The 21987-nt window shown below is 70.2% G+C and carries 18 protein-coding genes, 1 tRNA gene and 1 pseudogene; 15 read left to right on the top strand and 5 right to left on the bottom strand.

The features are described 5' to 3' along the window. Nucleotides 1-44 precede the first annotated feature (44 nt). The gene (locus ACTJJP_RS08265; protein ID WP_440774533.1) at nucleotides 45-1049 is read left to right on the top strand and encodes a pyridoxal-phosphate dependent enzyme; all 1005 of its coding nucleotides are present in this window, start codon (nucleotides 45-47) and stop codon (nucleotides 1047-1049) included. Continuing rightward, a complete protein-coding gene (locus ACTJJP_RS08260) occupies nucleotides 1046-2206 on the top strand; it encodes a cystathionine gamma-synthase (RefSeq protein ID WP_440774532.1) in 1161 nt (386 codons plus the stop codon). Before ACTJJP_RS08265 ends, ACTJJP_RS08260 begins: the two co-directional genes overlap by 4 nt. Before the next feature lie 120 nt (nucleotides 2207-2326). Here ACTJJP_RS08260 and ACTJJP_RS08255 read toward each other — a convergent pair. Continuing rightward, nucleotides 2327-2963, bottom strand: a pseudogene (locus tag ACTJJP_RS08255) (NADPH-dependent F420 reductase). Between the two features lie 313 nt (nucleotides 2964-3276). On the opposite strand from ACTJJP_RS08255, the gene ACTJJP_RS08250 reads away from it, so the two are divergent. From ACTJJP_RS08250 to ACTJJP_RS08235, 4 genes are read left to right on the top strand one after another with little or no spacing between them, the layout of a single operon-like run. Next, a complete protein-coding gene (locus tag ACTJJP_RS08250; RefSeq protein ID WP_440774711.1) occupies nucleotides 3277-4128 on the top strand; it encodes a sulfite exporter TauE/SafE family protein in 852 nt (283 codons plus the stop codon). 33 nt (nucleotides 4129-4161) lie between these two features. Then, a complete protein-coding gene (locus ACTJJP_RS08245; protein WP_440774531.1) occupies nucleotides 4162-4611 on the top strand; it encodes an FAS1-like dehydratase domain-containing protein in 450 nt (149 codons plus the stop codon). Beyond that, nucleotides 4608-5012, top strand: a complete 405-nt coding sequence (locus ACTJJP_RS08240; protein WP_440774530.1) for a MaoC/PaaZ C-terminal domain-containing protein — start codon at nucleotides 4608-4610, stop codon at nucleotides 5010-5012. Before ACTJJP_RS08245 ends, ACTJJP_RS08240 begins: the two co-directional genes overlap by 4 nt. Next, on the top strand, nucleotides 5012-6148 hold the full coding sequence (locus tag ACTJJP_RS08235) for a UDP-N-acetylmuramate dehydrogenase (protein WP_440774529.1): 1137 nt from the start codon (nucleotides 5012-5014) through the stop codon (nucleotides 6146-6148). The genes ACTJJP_RS08240 and ACTJJP_RS08235 overlap by 1 nt, the downstream gene beginning before the upstream one ends. A 71-nt stretch (nucleotides 6149-6219) precedes the next feature. On the opposite strand, the gene ACTJJP_RS08230 is transcribed toward ACTJJP_RS08235, so the two are convergent. The 3 genes from ACTJJP_RS08230 to ACTJJP_RS08220 form a co-directional block, all read right to left on the bottom strand. Continuing rightward, nucleotides 6220-6828, bottom strand: a complete 609-nt coding sequence (locus ACTJJP_RS08230; RefSeq protein ID WP_440774528.1) for a hypothetical protein — start codon at nucleotides 6826-6828, stop codon at nucleotides 6220-6222. A gap of 407 nt (nucleotides 6829-7235) precedes the next feature. Continuing rightward, nucleotides 7236-8435 (bottom strand): pyridoxal phosphate-dependent aminotransferase, encoded by a 1200-nt coding sequence (locus ACTJJP_RS08225; protein ID WP_440774527.1) that lies wholly within the window; start codon nucleotides 8433-8435, stop codon nucleotides 7236-7238. Between the two features lie 39 nt (nucleotides 8436-8474). After that, the gene (locus ACTJJP_RS08220) at nucleotides 8475-8801 is read right to left on the bottom strand and encodes a hypothetical protein (protein ID WP_440774526.1); all 327 of its coding nucleotides are present in this window, start codon (nucleotides 8799-8801) and stop codon (nucleotides 8475-8477) included. Nucleotides 8802-8855: 54 nt separating this feature from the next. On the opposite strand from ACTJJP_RS08220, the gene ACTJJP_RS08215 reads away from it, so the two are divergent. Then, nucleotides 8856-10148 (top strand): chloride channel protein, encoded by a 1293-nt coding sequence (locus ACTJJP_RS08215; protein ID WP_440774525.1) that lies wholly within the window; start codon nucleotides 8856-8858, stop codon nucleotides 10146-10148. A 67-nt stretch (nucleotides 10149-10215) separates the two neighbouring features. Here ACTJJP_RS08215 and ACTJJP_RS08210 read toward each other — a convergent pair whose 3' ends face one another. Beyond that, complete coding sequence (locus ACTJJP_RS08210) at nucleotides 10216-11751, bottom strand: PucR family transcriptional regulator (RefSeq protein ID WP_440774524.1); 1536 nt, start codon at nucleotides 11749-11751, stop codon at nucleotides 10216-10218. A gap of 92 nt (nucleotides 11752-11843) precedes the next feature. On the opposite strand from ACTJJP_RS08210, the gene gabT reads away from it, so the two are divergent. The 8 genes from gabT (at nucleotide 11844) to secE (ending at nucleotide 21954) form a co-directional block, all read left to right on the top strand. After that, nucleotides 11844-13193: a 4-aminobutyrate--2-oxoglutarate transaminase gene (gene gabT, locus ACTJJP_RS08205; protein ID WP_440774523.1), complete on the top strand. Its 1350-nt coding sequence runs from the start codon at nucleotides 11844-11846 to the stop codon at nucleotides 13191-13193. 105 nt (nucleotides 13194-13298) lie between these two features. After that, nucleotides 13299-14753, top strand: a complete 1455-nt coding sequence (locus ACTJJP_RS08200) for a flavin monoamine oxidase family protein (RefSeq protein WP_440774522.1) — start codon at nucleotides 13299-13301, stop codon at nucleotides 14751-14753. Then, entirely contained in the window at nucleotides 14750-15622 is an 873-nt protein-coding gene (locus ACTJJP_RS08195; protein ID WP_440774521.1) for a universal stress protein, read from the top strand. Before ACTJJP_RS08200 ends, ACTJJP_RS08195 begins: the two co-directional genes overlap by 4 nt. Continuing rightward, nucleotides 15619-17178, top strand: coding sequence for an APC family permease (locus tag ACTJJP_RS08190; protein ID WP_440774520.1), 1560 nt, complete (start codon nucleotides 15619-15621; stop codon nucleotides 17176-17178). Before ACTJJP_RS08195 ends, ACTJJP_RS08190 begins: the two co-directional genes overlap by 4 nt. An 81-nt stretch (nucleotides 17179-17259) precedes the next feature. Next, nucleotides 17260-18621 (top strand): NAD-dependent succinate-semialdehyde dehydrogenase, encoded by a 1362-nt coding sequence (locus tag ACTJJP_RS08185; protein WP_440774519.1) that lies wholly within the window; start codon nucleotides 17260-17262, stop codon nucleotides 18619-18621. 258 nt (nucleotides 18622-18879) lie between these two features. Continuing rightward, nucleotides 18880-21348: a hypothetical protein gene (locus ACTJJP_RS08180; RefSeq protein WP_440774518.1), complete on the top strand. Its 2469-nt coding sequence runs from the start codon at nucleotides 18880-18882 to the stop codon at nucleotides 21346-21348. 215 nt (nucleotides 21349-21563) lie between these two features. After that, nucleotides 21564-21636: transfer RNA gene (locus ACTJJP_RS08175), tRNA-Trp, on the top strand. 42 nt (nucleotides 21637-21678) lie between these two features. Next, the gene (secE, locus tag ACTJJP_RS08170) at nucleotides 21679-21954 is read left to right on the top strand and encodes a preprotein translocase subunit SecE (protein WP_183420560.1); all 276 of its coding nucleotides are present in this window, start codon (nucleotides 21679-21681) and stop codon (nucleotides 21952-21954) included. Nucleotides 21955-21987 lie beyond the last annotated feature (33 nt).

Below are 21987 nucleotides of genomic sequence, written 5' to 3'. Positions count from 1 at the left end.
CCGTCAGCCGCGCCCTCCGGCGCACTCATCCCCAGGAATCCATCGTGCGTTACGCCCACAGCGTCGCCGACCTCGTCGGCAACACCCCCCTCGTCCGTCTCACCCGCGTGACCGATGGCATCGCCGCCACCGTTCTCGCGAAGATCGAGTACTTCAACCCCGGCGGGTCGGCGAAGGACCGCATCGCCGCCAACATCGTGGATGCCGCCGAGCGCGACGGTCTGCTGCGTCCGGGCGGCGTGATCGTCGAGCCCACCAGCGGCAACACCGGGGTCGGGTTGGCGCTCATCGCCCAGCAGCGCGGCTACCGCTGCGTCTTCGTGGTGCCCGACAAGGTGGCCGAAGACAAGCGCGCCGTCCTCCGGGCCTACGGCGCCGAGGTCGTGGTGACGCCGACGAACGTCGAGCCCGACGACCCGAACTCGTATTACAGCGTCTCCGACCGTCTCGTCCGCGAGATCCCGGGCGCCTTCAAACCCAACCAGTACGCCAACCCGAACGGTCCGCGCAGTCACTACGAGACCACCGGTCCCGAGATCTGGCGTGACACCGAGGGCGAGCTCACCCACTTCGTCGCCGGCGTCGGCACGGGGGGCACCATCACCGGCACCGGTCGCTACCTGCGCGAGGTGGCGGGGGACCGCGTGCGCATCGTGGGCGCCGACCCGGTGGGCTCGATCTATTCGGGTGACGAGATCCACGGTTACGACGTCGAGGGTGTGGGCGAGGACTTCTGGCCGCCGGCCTTCGACCCCTCGCTCGTCGACGGGTACGAGCGCGTCTCCGACGCCGAGTCGTTCGCGATGACGCGGCGCCTCGCGCGCGAGGAGGGGCTGCTCGTGGGCGGTTCCAGCGGCATGGCCGTCGTCGCCGCCCTCCGCGTCGCCCGCGATCTGCCGGCCGAGGCGGTGGTGGTCGTAGTGCTGCCCGACCACGGTCGGGGCTATCTCAGCAAGATCTTCGACGACGAGTGGATGACCGCGCGGGGCTACGACGTTACAGCCGAGGCATCCGTCATCCCCCCGAGCACCCAGGAGCACACACCATGAGCACCCACGACGCCGCCCGCGGATTCGACAGCCTCGCCGTCCACGCGGGTCAGGCCCCCGATGAGACGACCGGTGCGGTCATCCCGCCGCTCCACGTGTCCACCACGTACGCGCAGGACGGCATCGGCGGCCTGCGCGGCGGCTACGAGTACGGCCGCAGCGGCAACCCCACGCGCACCGCGCTGGAGTCGCAGATCGCCGCACTCGAGGGAGCCGTCCGCGCCCTGTCGTTCGCCTCCGGCCTGGCCGGCGAAGACGCGCTGCTGCGCGCGGCACTCGTGCCCGGCGACGAGGTGCTGCTGGGCAACGACGTGTACGGCGGCACCTATCGCCTGCTCGCGCGGGTTCTGGGGCCGTGGGGAGTGAAGCTCCGCGTCGTCGACATGAGCGACCTGGATGCCGTCGCCGCGGCGATCGAAGAGCGCGCGCCGCGCATGGTCTGGGTCGAGACACCCAGCAATCCGATGCTGCGCATCACCGACATCGCCGGTCTCGCTCGTCTCGGGCACGCGGCGGGCGCGATCGTCGTGGTCGACAACACCTTCGCCTCGCCCGCGCTGCAGCGCCCCATCGCACTGGGCGCCGACGTGGTGGTGCACTCGGCGACCAAGTACCTGGGCGGCCACAGCGACGTCGTGGGCGGTGCGTTGGCCTTCGCCGATGCCGACCTCGCCGAGAAGACGCAGTTCCTGCAGTTCGCCGCGGGGGCGGTGTCCGGGCCGTTCGACGCGTACCTCACCACGCGCGGCATCAAGACGCTCGGCATCCGCATGCAGCGTCACAGCTCGAACGCGCAGGCCGTGGCCGAATACCTGGCGCGGCACGATCGGGTCGCGACGGTGTACTACCCGGGGCTCCCCGCGCACCCGGGCCACGACCTCGCGGCGACGCAGATGAGCGGCTTCGGCGGCATCGTCTCGCTCGCCCTGGCGGACGGCGCGACCGCCCGTCGTTTCGCGGAGTCGACGCGCCTGTTCACCCTCGCGGAGTCGCTCGGGGGCGTGGAGTCGCTCGTGAACTACCCGGATGCCATGACCCACGCCTCCGTCCGTGGGACCGAGCTCGCGGTCCCCGACACGATCGTCCGCCTGTCGGTCGGCATCGAGTCGGTCGACGACCTCGTCGCCGACGTGGACCAGGCGCTCGCGTCGCTCTGAGCTCGACGCTCCGCCACTCCCGGGGTACCGCGAGGCATCGAGAAACGGCATCCGCACCGGGAAACGCCTCAACGGGTCGTTTCCGGGCGCGGATGCCGTTTCTCAGTGGTGCGGAGCGTGTCAGCGCTCGGCGCGAGCCAGGTTCTGCGTCAGCTCGTCGGCGTTCTGCCGCACGACGTAGGCCGGCTGGTCGCGCTCGACGCGCCAGCTCTCGCTGAGCGGACCGACGTTGACGGTATCGAAGCCGAATTCGTCGTAGACGCGGGTGACGAGGGCCACGGCCTCGTCGGAGTCGCCGGAGGTGGCCAGAGCGCGGCGGTTCTCGGTACCGACGGGGGCGCCGTCGGTGAGGATGTCGGCGGCCATGATGTGGTTGAACGCCTTCACGACGTGCGACTGCGGCAGGTGATCCTGAAGCATCTGCGAGGTGGTCGTCTTCTTCTCGTCGAGCTCGGCGATGCGCCCATCGCGCTCGAAGTAGTAGTTGTTGGTGTCGAGCACGATCTTGCCGGCGAGAGGGGCGACGGGCACCTCGGCGATCGCCTTCAGCGGCACCGTGACCACGACGAAGTCACCGGCTTCCGCGGCGTCGTGGGCCGTTGCCGCGCGGGCCTTGTCGCCGACCGACGCGACGAGGTCGGTGAGCGTCTCGAGGCCCCCGTGAGTTGGCGATCACGACGTCGTAGCCGTTCTTCGCGAAGCCCTGGGCGAGCGCCGAGCCGATGTGTCCTGCTCCGATGATTCCTACGGTTGTCATGCGGGGGTGCAACGGCGCGCGCGGGGTGGGCATTCCCGGCCACGAGCGAACAACTAGCGACATAAGTAGTTAGCACTCCGAGCTACCGTCGTCAACCGGTCGATCGGCGGAGGCCGTTGGATTTATTGTCATCTTGTCGCACCCTCACGCGAGTGGTCGCCGGCCGGTGTTCGGGTCACCGTCCAGCTTGACCTGTGAGGGCGACGGCCCCCGGTGGACGCGGCTTCGGACCACCGGGGGCCGCTTTCTTTCCCGCGCGGCGCGTGAGCCGGCGGATGCCGTCCCGTCGCGCCTCGCGCGAGTGGAAGACTGGTTGGTCGGTGGCGCTTCGCCGCCGTGGACCGTCTTCCGAAGGAACCCCGCGCCCGTGACCTCCGACACCCGCCCTGTCCGCTCCACCCGGTTCTACCTCGTCTGCATCGGCGTGGGTCTTCTGGCCGGACTCCTGTCCGGTCTCTTCGGCGTGGGCGGCGGCACCGTCATCGTCCCCCTGCTCGTGCTCCTTCTCGGTTTCGACCAGCGGCTCGCCGCGGGAACCTCTCTGGCGGCCATCGTCCCCACGGCATCCGTGGGCGTCATCTCCTACGCGGTGCACGGATCGGTGGCGTGGCTTCCCGCGCTCATCCTCGCCGCCGGTGCCGTGGTTGGCGCGCAGATCGGCACGTGGCTGCTTCCCAAGCTGTCGCAGACCGCGCTGCGGTGGTCGTTCGTGGCGTTCCTCGCCGTCGTCATTGTCAGCCTCTATTTCGTCGTCCCCTCGCGCGACGCCGAGCTCGTCCTGACCTGGATCACGGGCCCGCTGCTCGGCGTGCTCGGGGTGATCACCGGCATCCTGGCCGGTCTCCTCGGCGTGGGTGGCGGCATCATCGTCGTGCCGGCGCTGATGCTGCTCTTCGGCACCAGCGACCTCATCGCCAAGGGCACCTCGCTGCTGATGATGATCCCCGCAGCCGTCTCGGGCACCATCGGCAACCTCCGCCGGTCCAATGTCGACCTCCGGGCGGCGGCGTTCGTCGGTCTCGCCGCCTGTACGACGACCGCGCTGGGCGCCTTCATCGCCACCCTCGTCGACCCGCTCGTCGGCAACATCCTGTTCTCCGTGTTCCTGGCCTTCATCGCCGTGCAGATGGCGATCAAGGCCGTCCGAGGTCGCCACCAGCGCTGAGAGGGCGTCGGGTCGCGTCGATAGACTGATTCGATGCCCGTGAATCCCGAACTGGTCGGTCGCGCCTTCCCGCCGACCGCGCCGTATCTGGTCGGTCGAGAGAAAGTGCGAGAGTTCGCACGTTCCGTCTTCGCCGACGCTCCGCAGCACGTCGACCCCGACGCGGCTCGCGCGCTCGGCTACGCCGACGTCGTCGCGCCGCCGACGTTCGCCATCGTCATGCAGGACATCACGCTGCAGCAGATGCTGGCCTACCCGGAATCCGGCATCGAACTGTCGCGCGTCGTGCACGCAGAGCAGCGCTTCCGCTACTCGCGGCCGATCGTCGCCGGAGACGAACTGGTCGCGACGCTCACGGTCGCCGGCGTCCGCGCGATGCGGGGTAGCTCCATGGTCACGATGGAGGCCGAGGTCGTGGATGCAGACGGCGCCCACGTCGTGACCACCACCAGCATTCTTCTCGTGGGGGACTCCGACGCATGAGCGATTTCACCGTGGGCCAGATCATCGCCGAACGCTCCGTGCACCTCACGCGCGAGTCGCTCGTGCGGTACGCGGGCGCATCGAACGACTTCAACCCCATCCACTACAACGACGACGTTGCCGCGGCGGTCGGCCTGCCGGGCGTGCTCGCGCACGGCATGCTCACCATGGGGATCGCCGTCGGCATCGTCACCGACGCCCTGGGGGATCCCGGCCTGATCGCCGAGTGCGGCGTGAAGTTCACGCGTCCCGTGATCGTGGACGCCATGACCGGCGCCGACATCCACGTGCGCGCCGAGGTCGGCGCCGTCGACGACGAGACGGCGCGCGTCGACCTCACCGTGACGTTCGCCGGTACCTCGGTGCTCGGCAAGGCGCAGGTACGGGTGCGGGTGAGCTGATGCCCGAGGTCGCCCCGATCCCGCTGTCGCGCCTGACGACCCTCCGCACCGGAGGGGAGCCCGCCCGCCTCGTCGACGCGTACTCCGCCGACGAGCTCGTGGCCGTCCTTCGCGAGGTGTGGACCGGCGGCGAGCCGTGGTTCGTGCTCGGCGGCGGGTCCAACATCTTCGTCGACGACGAGCCCTTCGACGGCACCGTCGTCCGCGTACGGTCGACCGGTATCGAAGAACTGCCCGGCTCGCGTGACGCCGCCGTCCGCCTGCGGGTGCAGGCCGGCCACGACTGGGACGCGCTCGTCGCCGAGACGGTGGAGCGCGGGTTGGCTGGAATCGAGGCCATGTCGGGGATCCCCGGCACGGTCGGTGCGGCGCCGGTGCAGAACATCGGCGCCTACGGGCAGGAGATCGTGCAGACCCTCGTCGAGGTCGAGGTGATCGATGAGGCGAGCGGCGAGGTGTCGATCGTTCCCGCTTCCGACCTCGGCCTCGGGTTCCGCACGTCCGTTCTCAAGCAGCACTACGGGTCCACGCCCCAGCGCTCCGCCGTCATCCTCTCGGTCACTCTCGAGCTCGAGCGCGTCGGTGACGGCGAGCGCCCGATCCCCGGCGATCAGCTGCGCGCCGCCCTGGGAGTGGATGCCGCCGACGCGGTGTCGCTGCGCTGGATCCGCGACCACGTCCTCGCCACCCGCGCGCGCAAGGGAATGGTGCTCGACGCCGAAGACCCCGATACCTGGAGCGCCGGCTCGTTCTTCCAGAACGCCATCGTCTCCGAGGCGTTCGCCCGGACGCTGCCCGCGGCGTGCCCGAAGTGGCCCATGACGCCCGAGCTCGACCCGGTCAGAGTGATCCCGCTGGCGGCGTTCGACGGCATCCTCCCCCCTCCCCCCGTCGAACAGCGCGAGGTGAAGGTGAGCGCAGCCTGGCTGATCGAGAACGCCGGGCTCTCGCGCGGATTCCGCTTCCCGCGCTCGCGCGCCGGCCTGTCGACCAAGCACACCCTCGCGCTGACCAATCGCGGCGAGGCCACGGCGGCCGAGATCGCCGAGCTCGCCCGCTTCGTGCAGAGCCGTGTGGCGTCGGAGTTCGGCCTGGTGCTGCAGCCCGAACCGGTGCTGGTGGGCGTCGAGCTGTAGCCCGCCCCCTCCCGCGCGAGTCGCCAAGATTTGTCGCCTGCGGGATGTCTGAAGCGACAGATTCTGGCAACTCACGCGGGTGCCGCGAGAAGGCGACGGATGCGGGAGATGAGGGCGGCGGGGGCGTCGAAGTCGCGGCGGGTCACAACCGTCATGCGGTACCCGAGAGATTCCAGTTCCGCCCTCCGAATCTGGTCGCGGCTCCACTGGTCGGGATCGCGATGATGATCGCCGTCAAATTCGATGATCTGCCGCGCGAACCGGTAGAGCAGATCCACCCGCGCGACGAAACGTGAACCGTCGTAGATCTCGACATTGGTCTCCGGTGCGGGCAGCCCCGCCATGATCAGCAGGACCCTCAGTTCGGATTCCTTCGGCGACTCCGCCCCCTCGTCGGCGAAGTCGACCGCGAGGCGACGGCGCTTCGATCCGCGACCGCCGAGAAACCGTCGATGGGTTCTCTCGAGGTCCTCACGAGTGGCCATCGGATGTCGACGTGAGATGAGCCGGTCGGAGACAGCGGTCAGCTGCGCGACGCTGAGCGTCTCGGCGAGCTCTGCCCACGTGCGCAGCGGCGAGGTGCACCGGATGCCGTCCACCTCGACGAGATCACCCGGGGCGACCAGGAGCGAGCGGCCGACGACGCCTGGACGGCGGATCCGGTTCGACCCGGCGGGCACGCCGATGACGGGGCACTCCCTCGCCCGCACCTCCACCGGTCCCGGTAAGGGAAGGCCGTGAAGGATCGCTGCGGACGGACCGCAGACGAACGAGCGACCCGGCACGGCTCGCAGCAACGCAGCCAGGCTCTCGCGTTCCGAGGCCTCAGGGGCGATCCGGATGCCACTGTGCGCCGCTGCCCACGCTCTCGAGCGCAAGGTACTCGGTGTGAGCCCGTGCGCGGCGCCCTCGGCGATGGTGAAAGCGGCGGCGGGTCCTTCGGGTCGCGAGTTCGACGGCATCCGTCGATCGTGCCGCGCCGTCCGAGATTGCCGTCCGACTTATCCCCAGCCCCGCGTGAGTCGCCAAGAATTGTCGCTTGAGGCCCCCCAAAGGCGACAATTTTTGGCGACTCGCGCGAGAGAGCTCAGGCGAACAGTCGCTGCAGGCGCTGCACGCCCTCGAGGAGCTGCTCGTCGCCGAGTGCGTACGACAGGCGCAGGTAGCCGCTCGGGCCGAAGGCCTCGCCGGGCACCACGGCCACCTCGGCCTTCTCGAGGATGAGGTCGGCCAACTCGAGCGAGGTCGTGGGCGTCACCCCGTCCCACTCGCGGTTCAGCAGACCCTGCACGTCGGGGTAGACGTAGAACGCGCCGAGGGGGTTCGGTACCTCGACACCCTCGATCTTGGACAGTTCCGAGACGATCAGCTTCCGGCGGCGGTCGAAAGCGAGACGGAACTGCTCGGCCTCGTCCTGCGGGCCGTTGAGGGCGGCCGCGGCGGCGATCTGGGCGACGTTGTTGACGTTGCTCGACAGGTGCGACTGCAGGTTGCCGGCGAGCTTCATGGCATCCGCCGGTCCCACCATCCAGCCCACGCGCCATCCGGTCATGGCGTAGGTCTTCGCGACGCCGTTGACGAGGATGGTCTGCTGCGCGAGCTCGGGCACGGCCTCGACGATCGACACGGCACGGACGCCCTCGTAGGTGAGGTTCTGGTAGATCTCGTCGGTGATGACCCAGATGCCGTGCTCGAGAGCCCAGCGGCCGATCTCGGCGGTCTCCTCGGGCGTGTAGACCGAACCGGTCGGGTTCGAGGGGGACACGAACACGAGCACCGTCGTCTTGTCGGTGCGAGCCGCCTCGAGCTGGGCGACGGTGACCTTGTAGTCCTGGTCGGCGCCCGCGAAGACCTCGACGGGGGTGCCGTCGGCCAGCGCGATGGCCTCGGGGTAGGTCGTCCAGTACGGCGCGGGCAGCAGCACCTCGTCGCCGGGGTTCACCACGGTCTGGAACGCCTGGTAGACCGACTGCTTGCCGCCGTTCGTGACGATGACCTGCGAGGGGGCGACCTCGAGTCCCGAATCGCGCAGCGTCTTCGCGGCGATCGCCTCACGCAGCACGGGAAGGCCCGCGGCCGGCGTGTAGCGGTAGTTCTTCGGGTCCTGCAGCGCGTCGGCGGCGGCGTCCACGATGAACGAGGGGGTCGCGAAATCGGGTTCTCCGGCCGCATAGGAGATCACCGGACGGCCGGCGGCCTGCAGGGCCTTGGCCTTGGCGTCGACCTTGAGGGTCGCGGACTCGGCGATCGCGGACAGCTTGCGGGAGAGAGGAGCTCGGGAAGTCACGGACCCGAGCCTAGTGTTCCCATCCCGGCGCGCCGAGGCTCAGATCGCCGATCCCGTCCAGAGCAGGAAGGCGGGAAGGAGCATCAGGATGCCGACCACCAGCGCCACGATCGAGATCGCCCGGGGACCGTGACGTCGCACGCCGACCGTGATGCCGATGACGGCGAGGACCACGACGAGGGCTCCGTCGAGGACGAGGAGGGGCAGGAGCACGATCCCGAGCCACCAGATCGCGTTCATCTCGGGAATCAGGCCGATCAGGAAGACCGCCAGGGTCGGAAGGGTCACGAGGCTCGCGAGGCACACCGCGACGATGCCGAGAACGTCGACACCACGCCGGGGCGGCAGGGGAGGCGGGGGCGTCATGCCGTCACGCTAGCGCGCCATCAGCGCGACACACGGGTCGGTTACCGTGAGCGGATGACAGCGCCCACCACGCCCCTCCGCTCCCGACGTGGGGGACTCGGCTCGCTCGTGCGGCTGGGGGCTTCGACCGCGCTCGTCGGCGTCGGCGCGGGTCTCGCCGTGCTCCTGCTGGTCTGGATCGCCCACAGTCTGGAGCATCTGGTGTGGGGGCACGAGGAGGGGCCGTTCCTCGACGGCTTCGCCGTCCCCGACCCCTGGTGGCTTCCGATCGCGACGGTGGGCGGCGCCGGCGCCGTCGTCGCCGTCGGGTGGTACCTGCTCCGCCGGTTCGGCCGACGCCTCGCCACGGTCGAGCAGGGGGTGGACGGGGCGCGGATGCCGTGGTGGGAGACCCTCGTCGACACCGTCCTCCAGGTGGGGTCGGTCGCGATGGGAGCGTCGATCGGTAAGGAGGTCGCGCCGCGCGAGCTGTCGGCGATGGCGGGGTCGAAGATCGTGCGGTGGTTCCGCCTCGACGCCCGGTGGTCTCGCATCCTCATCGCCTCCGCCGCCGGGGCCGGTCTGGCCGCCGTCTACAACGTGCCCCTCGGCGGCGCCCTCTTCGCCATCGAGATCCTGCTCGCGCAATTCAGCGTCGGCGCGGCGGTGGTCGCGCTCGCCGCGAGCTCTCTCGCGACCCTCGTCGCGCGCCCGCTCGTCGGTGACGGCTCGCTGTACTCCGTGGCATCCGTCGAGGTGAACGCCTCCCTGATCGTCGCCGCGATCCTGATCGGGCCCCTGATGGGATGGGGAGCGTCGAGCTTCTCCGCCGTGACCAAGACGCTCTCGCGGTTCCGTCCCGAGGGGTGGCGGCTGCTCGTGGTCCTTCCCGTCGCTTTCGCGGCCGTCGGAGCACTCGGCGCGGTCTTCCCCCTCATCCTCGGCAACGGTCGCTCCCTGGCGGCGGCGGCGTTCGACCTCTCCGAGCCCGCGATCCTGCTCATCGCGCTCGCGCTGATGAAGTACGTCGCGACCTCGGTCTCGCTCGGTGCCGGGGCGATCGGCGGCACGCTGCAGCCGTCGGTCGCGATCGGTGCGGCACTGGGCGCGGCGGCGGCCGCCGGTTGGGCGTTCGTCTGGCCGGGAGCGGATGCCACGGCCTTGGCGATCGTCGCGGCGGCGGCGTTCCTGGCATCCAACATGCGCGCGCCCTTCACCGCGATCGCGCTCGTCATCGAGTTCACCGACACCGGTTTCACGCTGTTGGTGCCGATCTTCCTCGCCGTCGCCGGTTCGCTCGCGGCGTCGCGCCTGACCTCGCCCGAGAGCCTCCGGCGTTTCGCGCCGGTCGATCCGGCGCGGGAGTAGCGCGTCCGGCCGGCTGTCGAGAGCTCGGGGTGGTCGCGCTTCCGACCGCGGGGGGCCAGGCGCGCGCCTACTCCGATAGCCGCAATGCTGCCCAGAGCTCCGCGCGGGCTGCGAACGACGACAGGTCGCGCTCGGCCACGCGCTCGGCGTGAGCGATGCGGGCCCGCACGGTGTGGCGGTGGATGCCGAGCGCGTGCGCCGTCGCCTCGTGCGAGCAGTCGTTGGCGAGCCAGGCGTCCAGCGTGCTCACGAGCGCGGAGCCCTGTTCGACGTCGTGCCGGCGGAGCGGTTCGAGGCTCCCGGCCGCGACCGTCCGGGCCGCCTCCGAGCCCAGCGCGGCGATGAGGCCTGCCCGGGCGGTGTCGGCGAAGTCGGCGACACCCGGCGTCGTGACCCGATCCCGTGCGGTGCGCGCCTGGGTGAGGGCGCGGGAGAACCCGTCGTAGCCCGTCGCGGCGGAGCACCCGACCACCGTCTCGAACCGGTCCGCGATCTCGGCGAGCAGTTCACGCGCGCCCGCCGGCACCACGATGACCAGGCCGTCGTCACCCCGGCCGAAGAACACCTCGCCGCGGTGCTCCTGCCCGCGTCGCTCGAGCCATTCCGTGAGCGCGGTGGAGCGGCCGGATGCCGCGGGGGTCAGCGCCACGACGACGGGCGCGGTGGGGAGCGGGCCGAGCAGATCGCGCGCAGCGCGGCGCGCGAGCGTGGGATCGTCGCCGATCAGCGACTGCACGAGGCCCGCGCGGAACATGCTGACCGCCCGCCCCAGACCGTCCTGCTGCTCCAGGGCGAGCGCGGCCATGGCCACCACCGCGGTGACGACGCTGCGTGCTTCGTGGTCGAGGTCGTCGGAGGCTATCGCGAGGGCTCCGCGGAGGTGTCCGCCGCGACCGAGCGTCTGCACGGTCACCGACGTGTCACCGACCCGGATGGCGCCGGCCGCCCGCGTCCCCCGGCGCAGCATCGCGGTCACCTCGGCCGAGGCGGCATCCACCGCCGCCGAGTCCAGCGTGCCCGCGGGGTGGGCGTCGCGCAGGGCCCCCGCGGCATCGAACAGCCCCACCCAGCAGCCGAGCTGGCGGGACAGCTCGGCGAGGGTGGCCGAGAGACCGTCGGGGCGGAGGGCTGCGAGCGACACGGCCCGCTGCGCGGCGAGCGACCAACTGCGGCGGGCGTAGGCGTCGGCGGCGATCGCCTCGGCGCCGGCGCGCGCGACCGCGATGAACGGCGTACGGTACGGAACCTCGAACAACGGCATCCCGGCCGCCATGCACGCCTGCGTCAGGGTCGGGGGGATGCCGTCTCGCACGACTTCGGTGCCGAACCCCAGCGCGCGCACCCCGCGGGCGACGAGTCGTGACACGTACGCGGTGTAGTCCGCGTCCGTGGCGCCGGCGAACTGCGTGCCGGTGGTCAGCAGGACCAGCCCCTCGCTGAGGAAGGGCGTCGGGTCGGCGAGGTCGCTGGAATGCACCCAGCGCACCGGCCGGTCCATGCTGCCGGGGGCGAGATCGTGCTCCTCGACGACGAGGCGCAGATGCAGGTCGCGACGCGCGAGGAGCGCGCGCAGGCTGGGCGGAGCGACGGCGGTGTCGACCATGCTTCCTCCTGTACGAGACGTATATGTCGGTGCGAGCGACTGTACATCCAGGAGAGTGCGACGCGTGTCGCGCCCTCCGTAGCATCGCCGCCATGAGCCTCGACACCCTCCCCACCGTCGGCGGTCCGTCCCTCGCCCAGGAGCGCCGCCTCGTCACCGCCATCCCCGGCCCCCGTTCGCAGGAGCTGCTCGATCGCAAGGCCGCGGCCGTGGCATCCGGTGTCGGGCACACCGTCCCCATCCACGCGGTCGCCGCGGGCGGCGGAGTCGTCGTCGACGCCGACGGCAACTCCCTCATCGACCTCGGCTCGGGCATCGCCGTCACCAGCGTCGGCAACGCCCATCCCGCCGTCGTCGCCGCCGTGCAGGAGCAGGTCGCCGCCTTCACCCACACGTGCTTCATGATCTCGCCCTACGACTCCTACGTCGCCGTCGCCGAGGCGCTGAACCGCCTCACTCCCGGCGACCACGCCAAGAAGAGCGCGCTGTTCAACTCCGGCGCCGAGGCCGTCGAGAACGCCGTGAAGATCGCCCGGAAGTTCACGGGTCGCCAGGCCGTCGTCGCGTTCGACCACGCCTACCACGGCCGCACCAACCTCACGATGGCGCTGACGGCGAAGAACATGCCGTACAAGAGCGGCTTCGGGCCCTTCGCGGCCGAGGTCTACCGCGCCCCGCTGTCGTACCCGTACCGCGACGGACTCACCGGTCCCGAAGCCGCCGCCAAGGCGATCTCGCTCATCGAGAAGCAGGTCGGCGCCGAGAACCTCGCCGCCGTCATCATCGAACCCATCCAGGGCGAGGGCGGCTTCATCGTGCCCGCCGACGGGTTCCTGAACGCGATCGTCGACTGGTGCCGCGACAACGGCGTCGTCTTCATCGCCGACGAGGTGCAGTCCGGCTTCGCCCGCACCGGCGCGATGTTCGCCAGCGAGCACTTCGGCATCGTCCCCGACCTGGTCACCACCGCCAAGGGCATCGCCGCGGGCCTGCCGCTCGCGGCCGTGACGGGCCGGGCGGAGATCATGGATGCCACCCACACGGGCGGCCTCGGCGGAACATACGGCGGCAACCCGGTCGCGTGCGCCGCGGCTCTGGCCTCCATCGACGCGTTCGAGAACGAGGGACTCATCGAGCGTGCGCAGCAGATCGGCGCCGCGCTGAAGGATCGCCTCCACGCCCTCCAAGCGAACGACCCCCGCATCGGAGACGTGCGCGGGCACGGCGCGATGATCGCCGCCGAGTTCGTCGACCCGACCACCGGCGCACCCGACGCCGCCCTCACCGCGGCCGTCGCCAAGGCGTCGATCGCCGAGGGCGTCATCGTCCTCACCTGCGGCACCTACGGCAACGTCATCCGGTTCCTCCCGCCGCTGTCGATCGGCGACGAGCTGCTGCACGAGGGGCTCGACATCGTGGCGGCAGCCCTCGCCCGCAACTGACCACCTTCTCGGCGACGGGCCCTCCCGCCGCCGGGTCGAGGACTCCCGCCGAACCCGAGCGGTCCCGCAGAACACGCAGACGTGAACGAGAAGGAAGAAGAGCCCATGGACGACATCACCCGTGACGTGGTCGTGATCGGAGCCGGCGCCGCCGGACTCACCGCCGCCAACGACCTGCGCAAGGCCGGTCTCTCGGTCGCCGTCCTCGAGGCGCGCGACCGCGTCGGGGGACGTCTGTGGACCGACGTGATCGACGGCGCGATGCTCGAGCTCGGCGGTCAGTGGGTCTCTCCCGATCAGACCGCGCTGATCGACACCGTGGCGGATCTCGGCCTGACCACCTACAGCCGCTACCGCGAGGGCGACAGCGTGTACGTCGGTGCCGACGGCGAGGCGAAGCGCTTCACGGGGGAGATGTTCCCGGTCGCACCCGAGACCGAGAAGACCATCGACGAGATCACCGCGCGGCTGGATGCCATGGTGGCAGAGATCGACCCCGACAAGCCGTGGGAGCACCCGAACGCCGCCGAGTGGGACAAGATCTCGTGGGACGCCTGGCTGCGGGCGCAGACCGACGACGACGAAGCCGTGCGCAACCTCGCGTTCGCCACGGGCTCGGCGATGCTCACCAAGCCCACGCACACCTTCTCGCTGCTGCAGTCGCTGCTCATGGCGGCATCCGCGGGGTCGTACTCGCACCTCGTCGACGCCGACTTCATCCTCGACAAGCGGGTCGCGGGCGGCCTCCAGCAGGTGCCCGAGCTGCTGGCCGAGCGTCTCGGCGACGACGTCTTCCTCGATCAGCCGGTCCGCCGCATCATCTGGGGCGCCGAGACGGCGACGCCGGATCGCCCGGCCGACACGGGCCGACGGGTGGCGGACCTGCGGGCGCTGACGGCACGCGTCGAGGCCGCGGCATCCTCCTCCGACGGCGTCACGGTGATCGCCGAGGGCGTCACCGTCCGCGCCCGCTTCGCCATCCTGGCCCTGGCCCCGGTGCTGTACTCGCGCATCTCGTTCGAGCCGCCGATGCCCCGCCTGCAGCACCAGATGCACCAGCACATCTCGATGGGCTTCGTGATCAAGGTGCACGCGGTGTACGAGACGCCGTTCTGGCGCGAGCAGGGCCTGTCCGGAACGGCGTTCAGCCCCTACGAGCTGTGCCACGAGGCCTACGACAACACCAACCACGGCGACGAGCGCGGCACCCTCGTCGGCTTCGTCTCCGACCAGAACGCCGACGACCTTTTCCGCCTCAGCGCCGAGGAGCGCAAGGAGCGCATCCTCGAGTCGCTCTCGCACTACTACGGTCCCGAGGCGAAGAACCCCGTCGTCTACTACGAGAGCGACTGGGGCACCGAGGAGTGGACCCGCGGGGCGTACGCCGCGAGCTTCGACCTGGGTGGGCTCCACCGCTACGGCGCCGATCAGCGTCAGCCCGTCGGGCCGATCCACCTCGCGTGCAGCGACATGGCGGGGGCGGGCTACCAGCACGTCGACGGGGCGATCCGGCAGGGGCACCGCGCCGCCGACGAGATCCTCGAACGGACGCGCGGATGACCGGCGATCGCGTCGTCGTCGGCTACGCGGCCACCGACGCGGGCGCCGACGCCCTCGCGCTCGGCGCACGCCTGGGAGCGGCGTTGGGCGCCCCCGTGCACGCCGTCGTCGTGCTGCCGTCGGCCGAGGGCAACGTCTCGATCCCGACCGATGCGTCGTACGAGCGTCTCGTCGAAGACACCGCTCGCGGATGGCTGCGCGACGCGCTCGCGCCGTTCCCCGGCATCCGGGGCCACGTCCGACACGCCTCCGCCGTCTCGGACGGTCTCGTCGCCGCCGCGGAGGAGTTCGACGCCGGCGTCATCGTCGTCGGCACGGGCGGGGGAGGCCCTCGCGGTCGTCACCGCCTCGGCACCACCGCCGAGGAGCTCGTGCACTCGGCCCCGGTCCCCGTCGCCCTCGCGCAGGAAGGGGCGCGCGTGATCGACCCGGACGTCGGTCTTCCCCGCGTCACCGCCGCGATCGGCACCCGCCCGGGCGCTGACGAGCTCCTCCGCACCGCCGCGTCCGTCTCGCGTCGCACCCACGCGCCGCTGCGGTTGCTCTCCCTCGCCGGCGTCGACCTGCCGAACCGCGTCGACGCCGGGCTCACCCGTCTCACCGGCCAGACGCACGCCGCGAGCGTGCTGGAGGCTGCGCGCGCAGCGCTCCCTGCCGAAGTGCCGGCCGAGGCCGTCGTGGGCACGGGGAGCGACATCGAAGACGCGGTCTCGCGAATCGAGTGGCAGCCCGGTGAGATCGCACTGGTCGGTTCGAGTCGCCTCGCCCAGCCGCGTCGCCTGTTCCTCGGCTCCACCGCGGGGCGGATCCTGCGCGCCCTGCCCGTTCCGATGATCGTGGTGCCCCGCACCCAGGAGGTCTCGTCATGACCGATGCAACCCGCGGTGCGAGCGCGTCCCCCGATAGTGCCGTCACCACCGGCATCTCGAACAAGGGCCTGCGCGTCGGTTCGATCGGCATGATCGGCGCCGTCGTCATCGGCATCTCCACCATCGCCCCGGCCTACACTCTGACCGGTGCCCTCGGCCCCACGGTCTCGGCCGTCGGGTTTCAGGTGCCGGCGATCATCCTCGTCGGCTTCATCCCCATGCTGCTCGTCGCCCTCGGTTATCGCGAGCTGAATTCCCGGATGCCGGATGCCGGGACCTCGTTCACGTGGGCGGCGCGGGCCTTCGGCCCCTGGGTCGGCTGGATGGCGGGCTGGGGCCTGGTTGCCGCCACCGTGATCGTGCTGTCGAATCTCGCCGGGATCGCGGTCGACTTCCTGTTCCTGCTGATCGCGCAGATCAGCGGCAACGCCGACATCGCGGAGCTCACGCGGGTCGTCCCGATCAACATCGCGGTGTGCCTGCTGTTCATGTTCCTGGCGACGGTGGTGTCGTACCGCGATCTGCAGACGACGCAGCGCCTGCAGTACGGCCTGGTCGGGTTCCAGATCCTCGTGCTGCTGGTGTTCGCCGGCGCCGCCGTGGTCGAGATGATGAGCGGCAACGCCTTCGACGCGAGCCCCGTGCAGGCGTCGTGGTTCAACCCGTTCGAAGTGGAGTCGTTCAGTTCCTTCGCCGCGGGACTCTCGCTGTCGATCTTCATCTTCTGGGGATGGGACGTCATCCTCACCATGAACGAGGAGACGAAAGATCCCGACCGCACCCCGGGGCGCGCCGCGACGGTCACGGTCTTCCTCATCGTGGCGCTGTACCTGCTCATCGCGGTCGCGCTGCTGATGTTCGCGGGCAACGGCACCGGCGAGCTGGGCCTGGGCAACGAGGACATCCAGGAGAACGTCTTCTTCCACCTCTCGGGACCCATCCTCGGACCCCTCGCGTTCCTCGTGTCCCTCGCGGTCCTGACCAGCTCGGCATCCTCGCTCCAGGCGACCTTCGTCGGCCCGGCGCGGACCCTGCTGGCCATGGCGCACTACGACGCCCTGCCGAAGAAGTTCGCGAAGGTGAGCCCGCGGTTCTTCACCCCCGGTTACGCCACGATCGTGTCGGCCGTCGTCGCCTCGGCGTTCTACGCGATCATGCGGGTGCTCAGCGAGAACGTGCTGACGGACACGATCACCGCACTCGGCGCGATGATCTGCTTCTACTACGGCCTCACGGCGTTCGCGTGCGTCTGGTATTTCCGCAAGCAGTGGTTCGACTCCGCGCGCAACTTCTTCCTGACACTCCTCGCCCCGCTCGTGGGTGGGGTCATCCTGGCCGTGCTGTTCGTGACGACCCTCATCGACAGCGCCGACCCCGAGTACGGGTCGGGGTCCAACATCGGCGGCGTCGGACTGGTCTTCGTCATCACCGTCGTCATCATCGTCGTGGGTCTTGTCCTGATGATCGCCCAGCGCGTCGCCAGCCCCGCCTTCTTCCGCGGTGAAACCCTGGGTCGGGAGGCACCCGCCAGCGCCCGCCGCCGCCGCACGTCCTGACCCCCTCACGCAGTGAGACCCTGGGTCGACAGGCCCGCCAGCGCCGCCGCACGTCCTGACATCGAAACGACAAGGAGCACCATGAGCGACTACGCCGTCGTCAACCCCGCAACGGGAGAGACCCTCGCCGAGTACGACACGCTGACCGACGCCGGAGTCGAGGACGCCCTGGCATCCGCCCACCAGGGCTACCGCACCTGGTCGCGGACCGCACCGGCCGGCCGGGCCGACGCGCTCCGCCGCGTGGCCGAGCTGCACCGCGAGCGCCGCGACGACCTCGCCGCGATCATCGTCCGCGAGATGGGCAAGCCGCTCGAGGCGGCCCTCGGCGAGGTCGACTTCGCCGCCGACATCACCGAGTACTACGCCGACAACATCGACAAGATCACGGGCGACAGCCCGCTCGACATCCTGGGCGAGGGCACGGCGGTGATCCGCCGCTCGCCGCTGGGCGTGCTGCTCGGCATCATGCCGTGGAACTTCCCCTACTACCAGGTCGCCCGTTTCGCCGCCCCGAACCTCGCCGTCGGCAACACGATCCTGCTCAAGCACGCCCCCCAGTGCCCCGAGTCGGCCGAGGCACTGCAGGCGATCTACCGCGACGCGGGGCTGCCCGACGGTGCCTACGTCAACATCCGCGCGACCAACGACCAGGCGGCGACCATCATCGCCGACCCGCGCGTGCAGGGCGTGTCGGTCACCGGCTCGGAGCGCGCCGGTGCCGCCGTCGCCGAGATCGCCGGCCGCAACCTCAAGAAGGTCGCCCTCGAACTCGGCGGGTCCGACCCGTTCATCCTGCTGTCCACGGATGACCTGGATGCCACCGTGCAGGCTGCCGTCGACGCACGCCTCGACAACAACGGCCAGTCGTGCAACGCCGCCAAGCGCTTCATCGTGATCGACGACCTCTACGACGCGTTCCTGTCGAAGTTCACCGCGGCCCTCGGTGAGGCGAAGGTCGGCGACCCGTTCGCCGAGGACACCGTCCTGGGGCCCTTGTCGTCGCTCGCGGCAGCCGAGCGCCTCGACGAGCAGGTGCAGCGCGCCGTGTCCCAGGGCGCGACGGTGGAGGTCGGCGGCACGCGCGACGGGGCGTTCTACCCCGGCACCGTGCTCTCGGGCATCACGCCCGACATGGACGCGTACGGCGAGGAGTTCTTCGGCCCCGTCGGCACCGTCTACCGGGTCGCCGACGAGGAGGAGGCGATCGAGATCGCCAACGGCACCGGCTACGGGCTCGGCTCCTACGTCTTCACCACGGATGCCGAGCAGGCGCAGCGCATCGCCGACCGGATCGAGGCCGGCATGGTCTATGTGAACGTCGTGCTCGCCGACTCGCCCGAGCTCCCTTTCGGCGGGGTCAAGCGCAGCGGCACCTCGCGCGAGATGGGCCTGCTCGCGGCCGACGAGTTCGTGAACAAGAAGCTCATCCGCACGGCCTGAGGCGAAGAGGGGAGCGGGAGCGCCGGACGCGCCTCCGCTCCTCTCTTCGCGTCGTGCTGCGGATAGGACGCGAATCCGCCGGCGAGGCGAGACCGCGGGCGATCCTGCGGTGGACGTGCGGTAACCGACTCGTGTCGAGAATCCTTCCACGCCCGGATTTCCGTGGGCCCGGAGAGCGGGGCCGCGCGATCGGTCGGAGAGCGGGTGCCATCGTGTGTCCGGCTCGCCGCGGTGGCGTGCCTCCTGAGGAGGGTTCGCATGTTCATCCGACCACTGATCGCTCATATCTGGAGGGCGCTGGCGACTCTGTCGGCGTTGGTCGTCATCCTCTCGGCCGGCGTCGTCTCCGCCGCGCCGGCGGCGCACGCAGACACGGCGACGACGTGCGCCTACGACGTGTGCGATGTCGTCATCAACGCGTCCTGGGGAGCCGTGTGGGAGTCGCGGCCCTATCAGGATGCCGTGTGGTGGGGCGATCGCACCGAGGACTCCCGCTTCAACTTCCAGGACGTCGGCGACGGATCGGTCTACATCCGCGACGCCCGTGACCACTGCGTGTCGGCGGACGACCATGACGAGCTCCGCGCCGTCCCCTGCACGGGAGCCACCGGGCAGCGTTGGTATTTCCAGAACTCCGACGACAACACCTTCGTCCTGCGTCGTGTCGGAAAGAACGACGGCACGGCGGACGATCGCTGCACCGAGACGATTCGTCGGGTGTGGCCGCCGCGTTCCGCGATGGAGCTGCACTCGTGCCGCAGCAGCGAGATCTTCCGTCAGCATGCGTACTTCGAGGGGTGGGACAAGTCCCGCAATGCCGAGATCACCGGCGCGGTACAGGCCCGGGCGACGCGGTGGGCGTCCGGACAGTGCGACCAAGGCAAGTGGGTGACGTGCTCCTACCTCGCCGGTGCGACCTCGGAACCCGCCCTCACGGCCCCGGAGCCCATCGGGAGGCCGGCGTACAACTTCACGCAGACCCCCGTGCCGACGACGATCCAGCTCTCGGAGTCGAAATCGGTGACCACCAGCTTCGGCTACACCTATAAGTACTCGGTGAAGTTCGCGGCGGGCATCGAGGGTTTCGCCAAGACCGAGTGGACGGTCGAGCAGTCGTGGAACGTGGGCAAGGCCTGGACCGACACGCAGGCGCTCGCGCAGACGGTGACGGCGATGGTTCCGGCCAACGGGGTGGCCTGGATCGCCTACGCCCAGCTGACTCGCTCGATCACGGGGACGATCACCTTCGTGGCGAAGGACACGAACCAGAGATGGACCGACCAGGCGACGGCGACCTTCCCGGCGAAGGATTCGGCGGGCAAGCGCAGCCAGCTCTTCGTCTGCGATGACCGCTCCACGCAGAAGATCTGTCTCGACAGCAGTCCCGTCGCTCGCGCGAACGAACGCGCCCGCCGCGCCGCCCCGACCGCTTCCGTCGCGTGGCTCACGACCGTCAACGACGGCGATCACGTGTGTACGGGAACGGCGGTGTCCGACTCCTGGGTGATCACGGCCACGCAGTGCGGGGCGAAATCCGTGCACTATTCGACGAAGGACGGGCCCGGCATGGACGCGGGCGTCGACCGGATCGTCGACTCGCCCTCCGGGGGAGTGCGCATGGTCCACCTCTCCCAGAAGGTTCCGCTCGGCTCCTATCCGAAGATCGACACGACCAGTGTCGTCCCCGTCGGACAATCGCTCCAGCTGTACTCGGCGGGGAGCCCGGCCGACCCCGTCGCCATCGTCGTGGACGGTGCGGCGGATTCGACCGAGCGTGACCAGCTCGGCGGCGGAGACCTGCTGATGGTGCGGACCAGCGCGAGTCGTGCAACGGTGTCAGACCTCGGAGCACCCGTGCTGCTGAACGGGCAGGTCGTCGGCGTCCTCCAGGTGTCGAAAGAGGACGGCTCGTCCACGCGCAACGGCTACGCGACCGCTCGCAGTTCGAGCGCGACCGTGACCTCCGTGCTGGCCCCGAAACCGTCGCCGTCGCCATCGGTGCCCTCGAAGCCGTCGCCGTCCCCGTCGCCGTCGGCTCCGAAGCCGTCGCCGTCCCCGTCGCCGTCGGTTCCCGCGAAGCCGTCGCCGTCCCCGTCGGTTCCCGGGAAGCCGGCGCCGTCTCCCTCGAGCACCCCGGTGGATGCCGATGCGGGCGTGCAGCAGTTGTCCGCCGTGGACGGCCTGGTGACCCTGACCGTGAGCCATGACCTCTTCTTCTCCCGGACCCGGCTGATGATCTGGGCCGACGAGAAATACGCGGGCGAGATGTACGACGGTCACGCCTACTACCTCGGCATGCGGATCAACGCCGACAAGTCGGTCTCCGTGTTCGCCCGTGTCGATCCCGGCGCGGTCGTGCGGGTGGGGACTCACGCCGGTGTTCCCGGGTGGGGTGCGACGGTGAAGACGACCACGATCGTCCGGGCAGCATTGAACGGCGCACCCCCGCGTGTGCAGCGGACGAAGTCGGGGAACGTCGAGGTCGCCCTGCCCGCCTCGGTGGTGGCATCCACCCGGCGCGTGATGATCTTCGTCAACGGGAAATACGTCGGCGAGACCTGGAACGGTCATCGGTACTACCTGGCGTCCCGCAACGACGGAGCCGCCGTGATCGTCACGCCGCGCGGCACCTTCGCGCCGGGCGACAAGGTCGAGGTCCGGCTGGCGACGGGCACCCCCGGCCAGTCCTTCACGGACTACGCGGTGGTGATGCGCCAGACGTTGTGAGGCTCGACCCGACCGGTCGCCGTCGGCCACTTCGGAGTGGGCGGCGGCGGCCGGTCGGTGTCGTCCGGTTCGCCAGGCTGCAGCACATGACATAGACTGGGCAGTGCAGTCGAAATCTGCACTCTTTCGCTGTGCCCCCGGGTACACGGCATCCCTCCCCGAGGAATTCCAGGCGGAAGCGCGCCGGTTTCGCACCCCGGATCCCTCGGGATCTTAGGGCGGTAGCTCAATTGGCAGAGCAGCGGTCTCCAAAACCGCAGGTTGCAGGTTCGATTCCTGTCCGCCCTGCGCACAGCGCACGCTGGCACAGACACAGACCAAGGTGGTTCGATGACGCAGGACGAGGCGAGCGGCGAGATCGTCGCCGAGCGCGGCGCCCCCCGTGAGAAGAAGCTGAACTTCTTCGCGCGGATCGCCCTCTTCATCCGTCAGGTCTTCGCAGAACTCCGCAAGGTCGTCACGCCGACGCGGCAGGAACTGCTGAAGTTCACCGCCGTGGTCCTCGGTTTCGTCGTCGTCATGATGGCGATCGTCTATGGCCTCGACGTGCTGTTCGTGTGGATCACCACCGCCGTCTTCGGCGTCCCCGGTACCGCCGGCGCCTGACCGGCGTTCGTGCGGACGTGCGGCGCCAAGAGC

The organism is Microbacterium sp. 22296 (genome assembly GCF_052045385.1).
In the GTDB taxonomy this organism is placed as follows: Bacteria; Actinomycetota; Actinomycetes; order Actinomycetales; family Microbacteriaceae; genus Microbacterium.
Note: the sequence above shows the minus strand (reverse complement) of the source record. Positions and strands in the feature narration are given on the sequence as shown.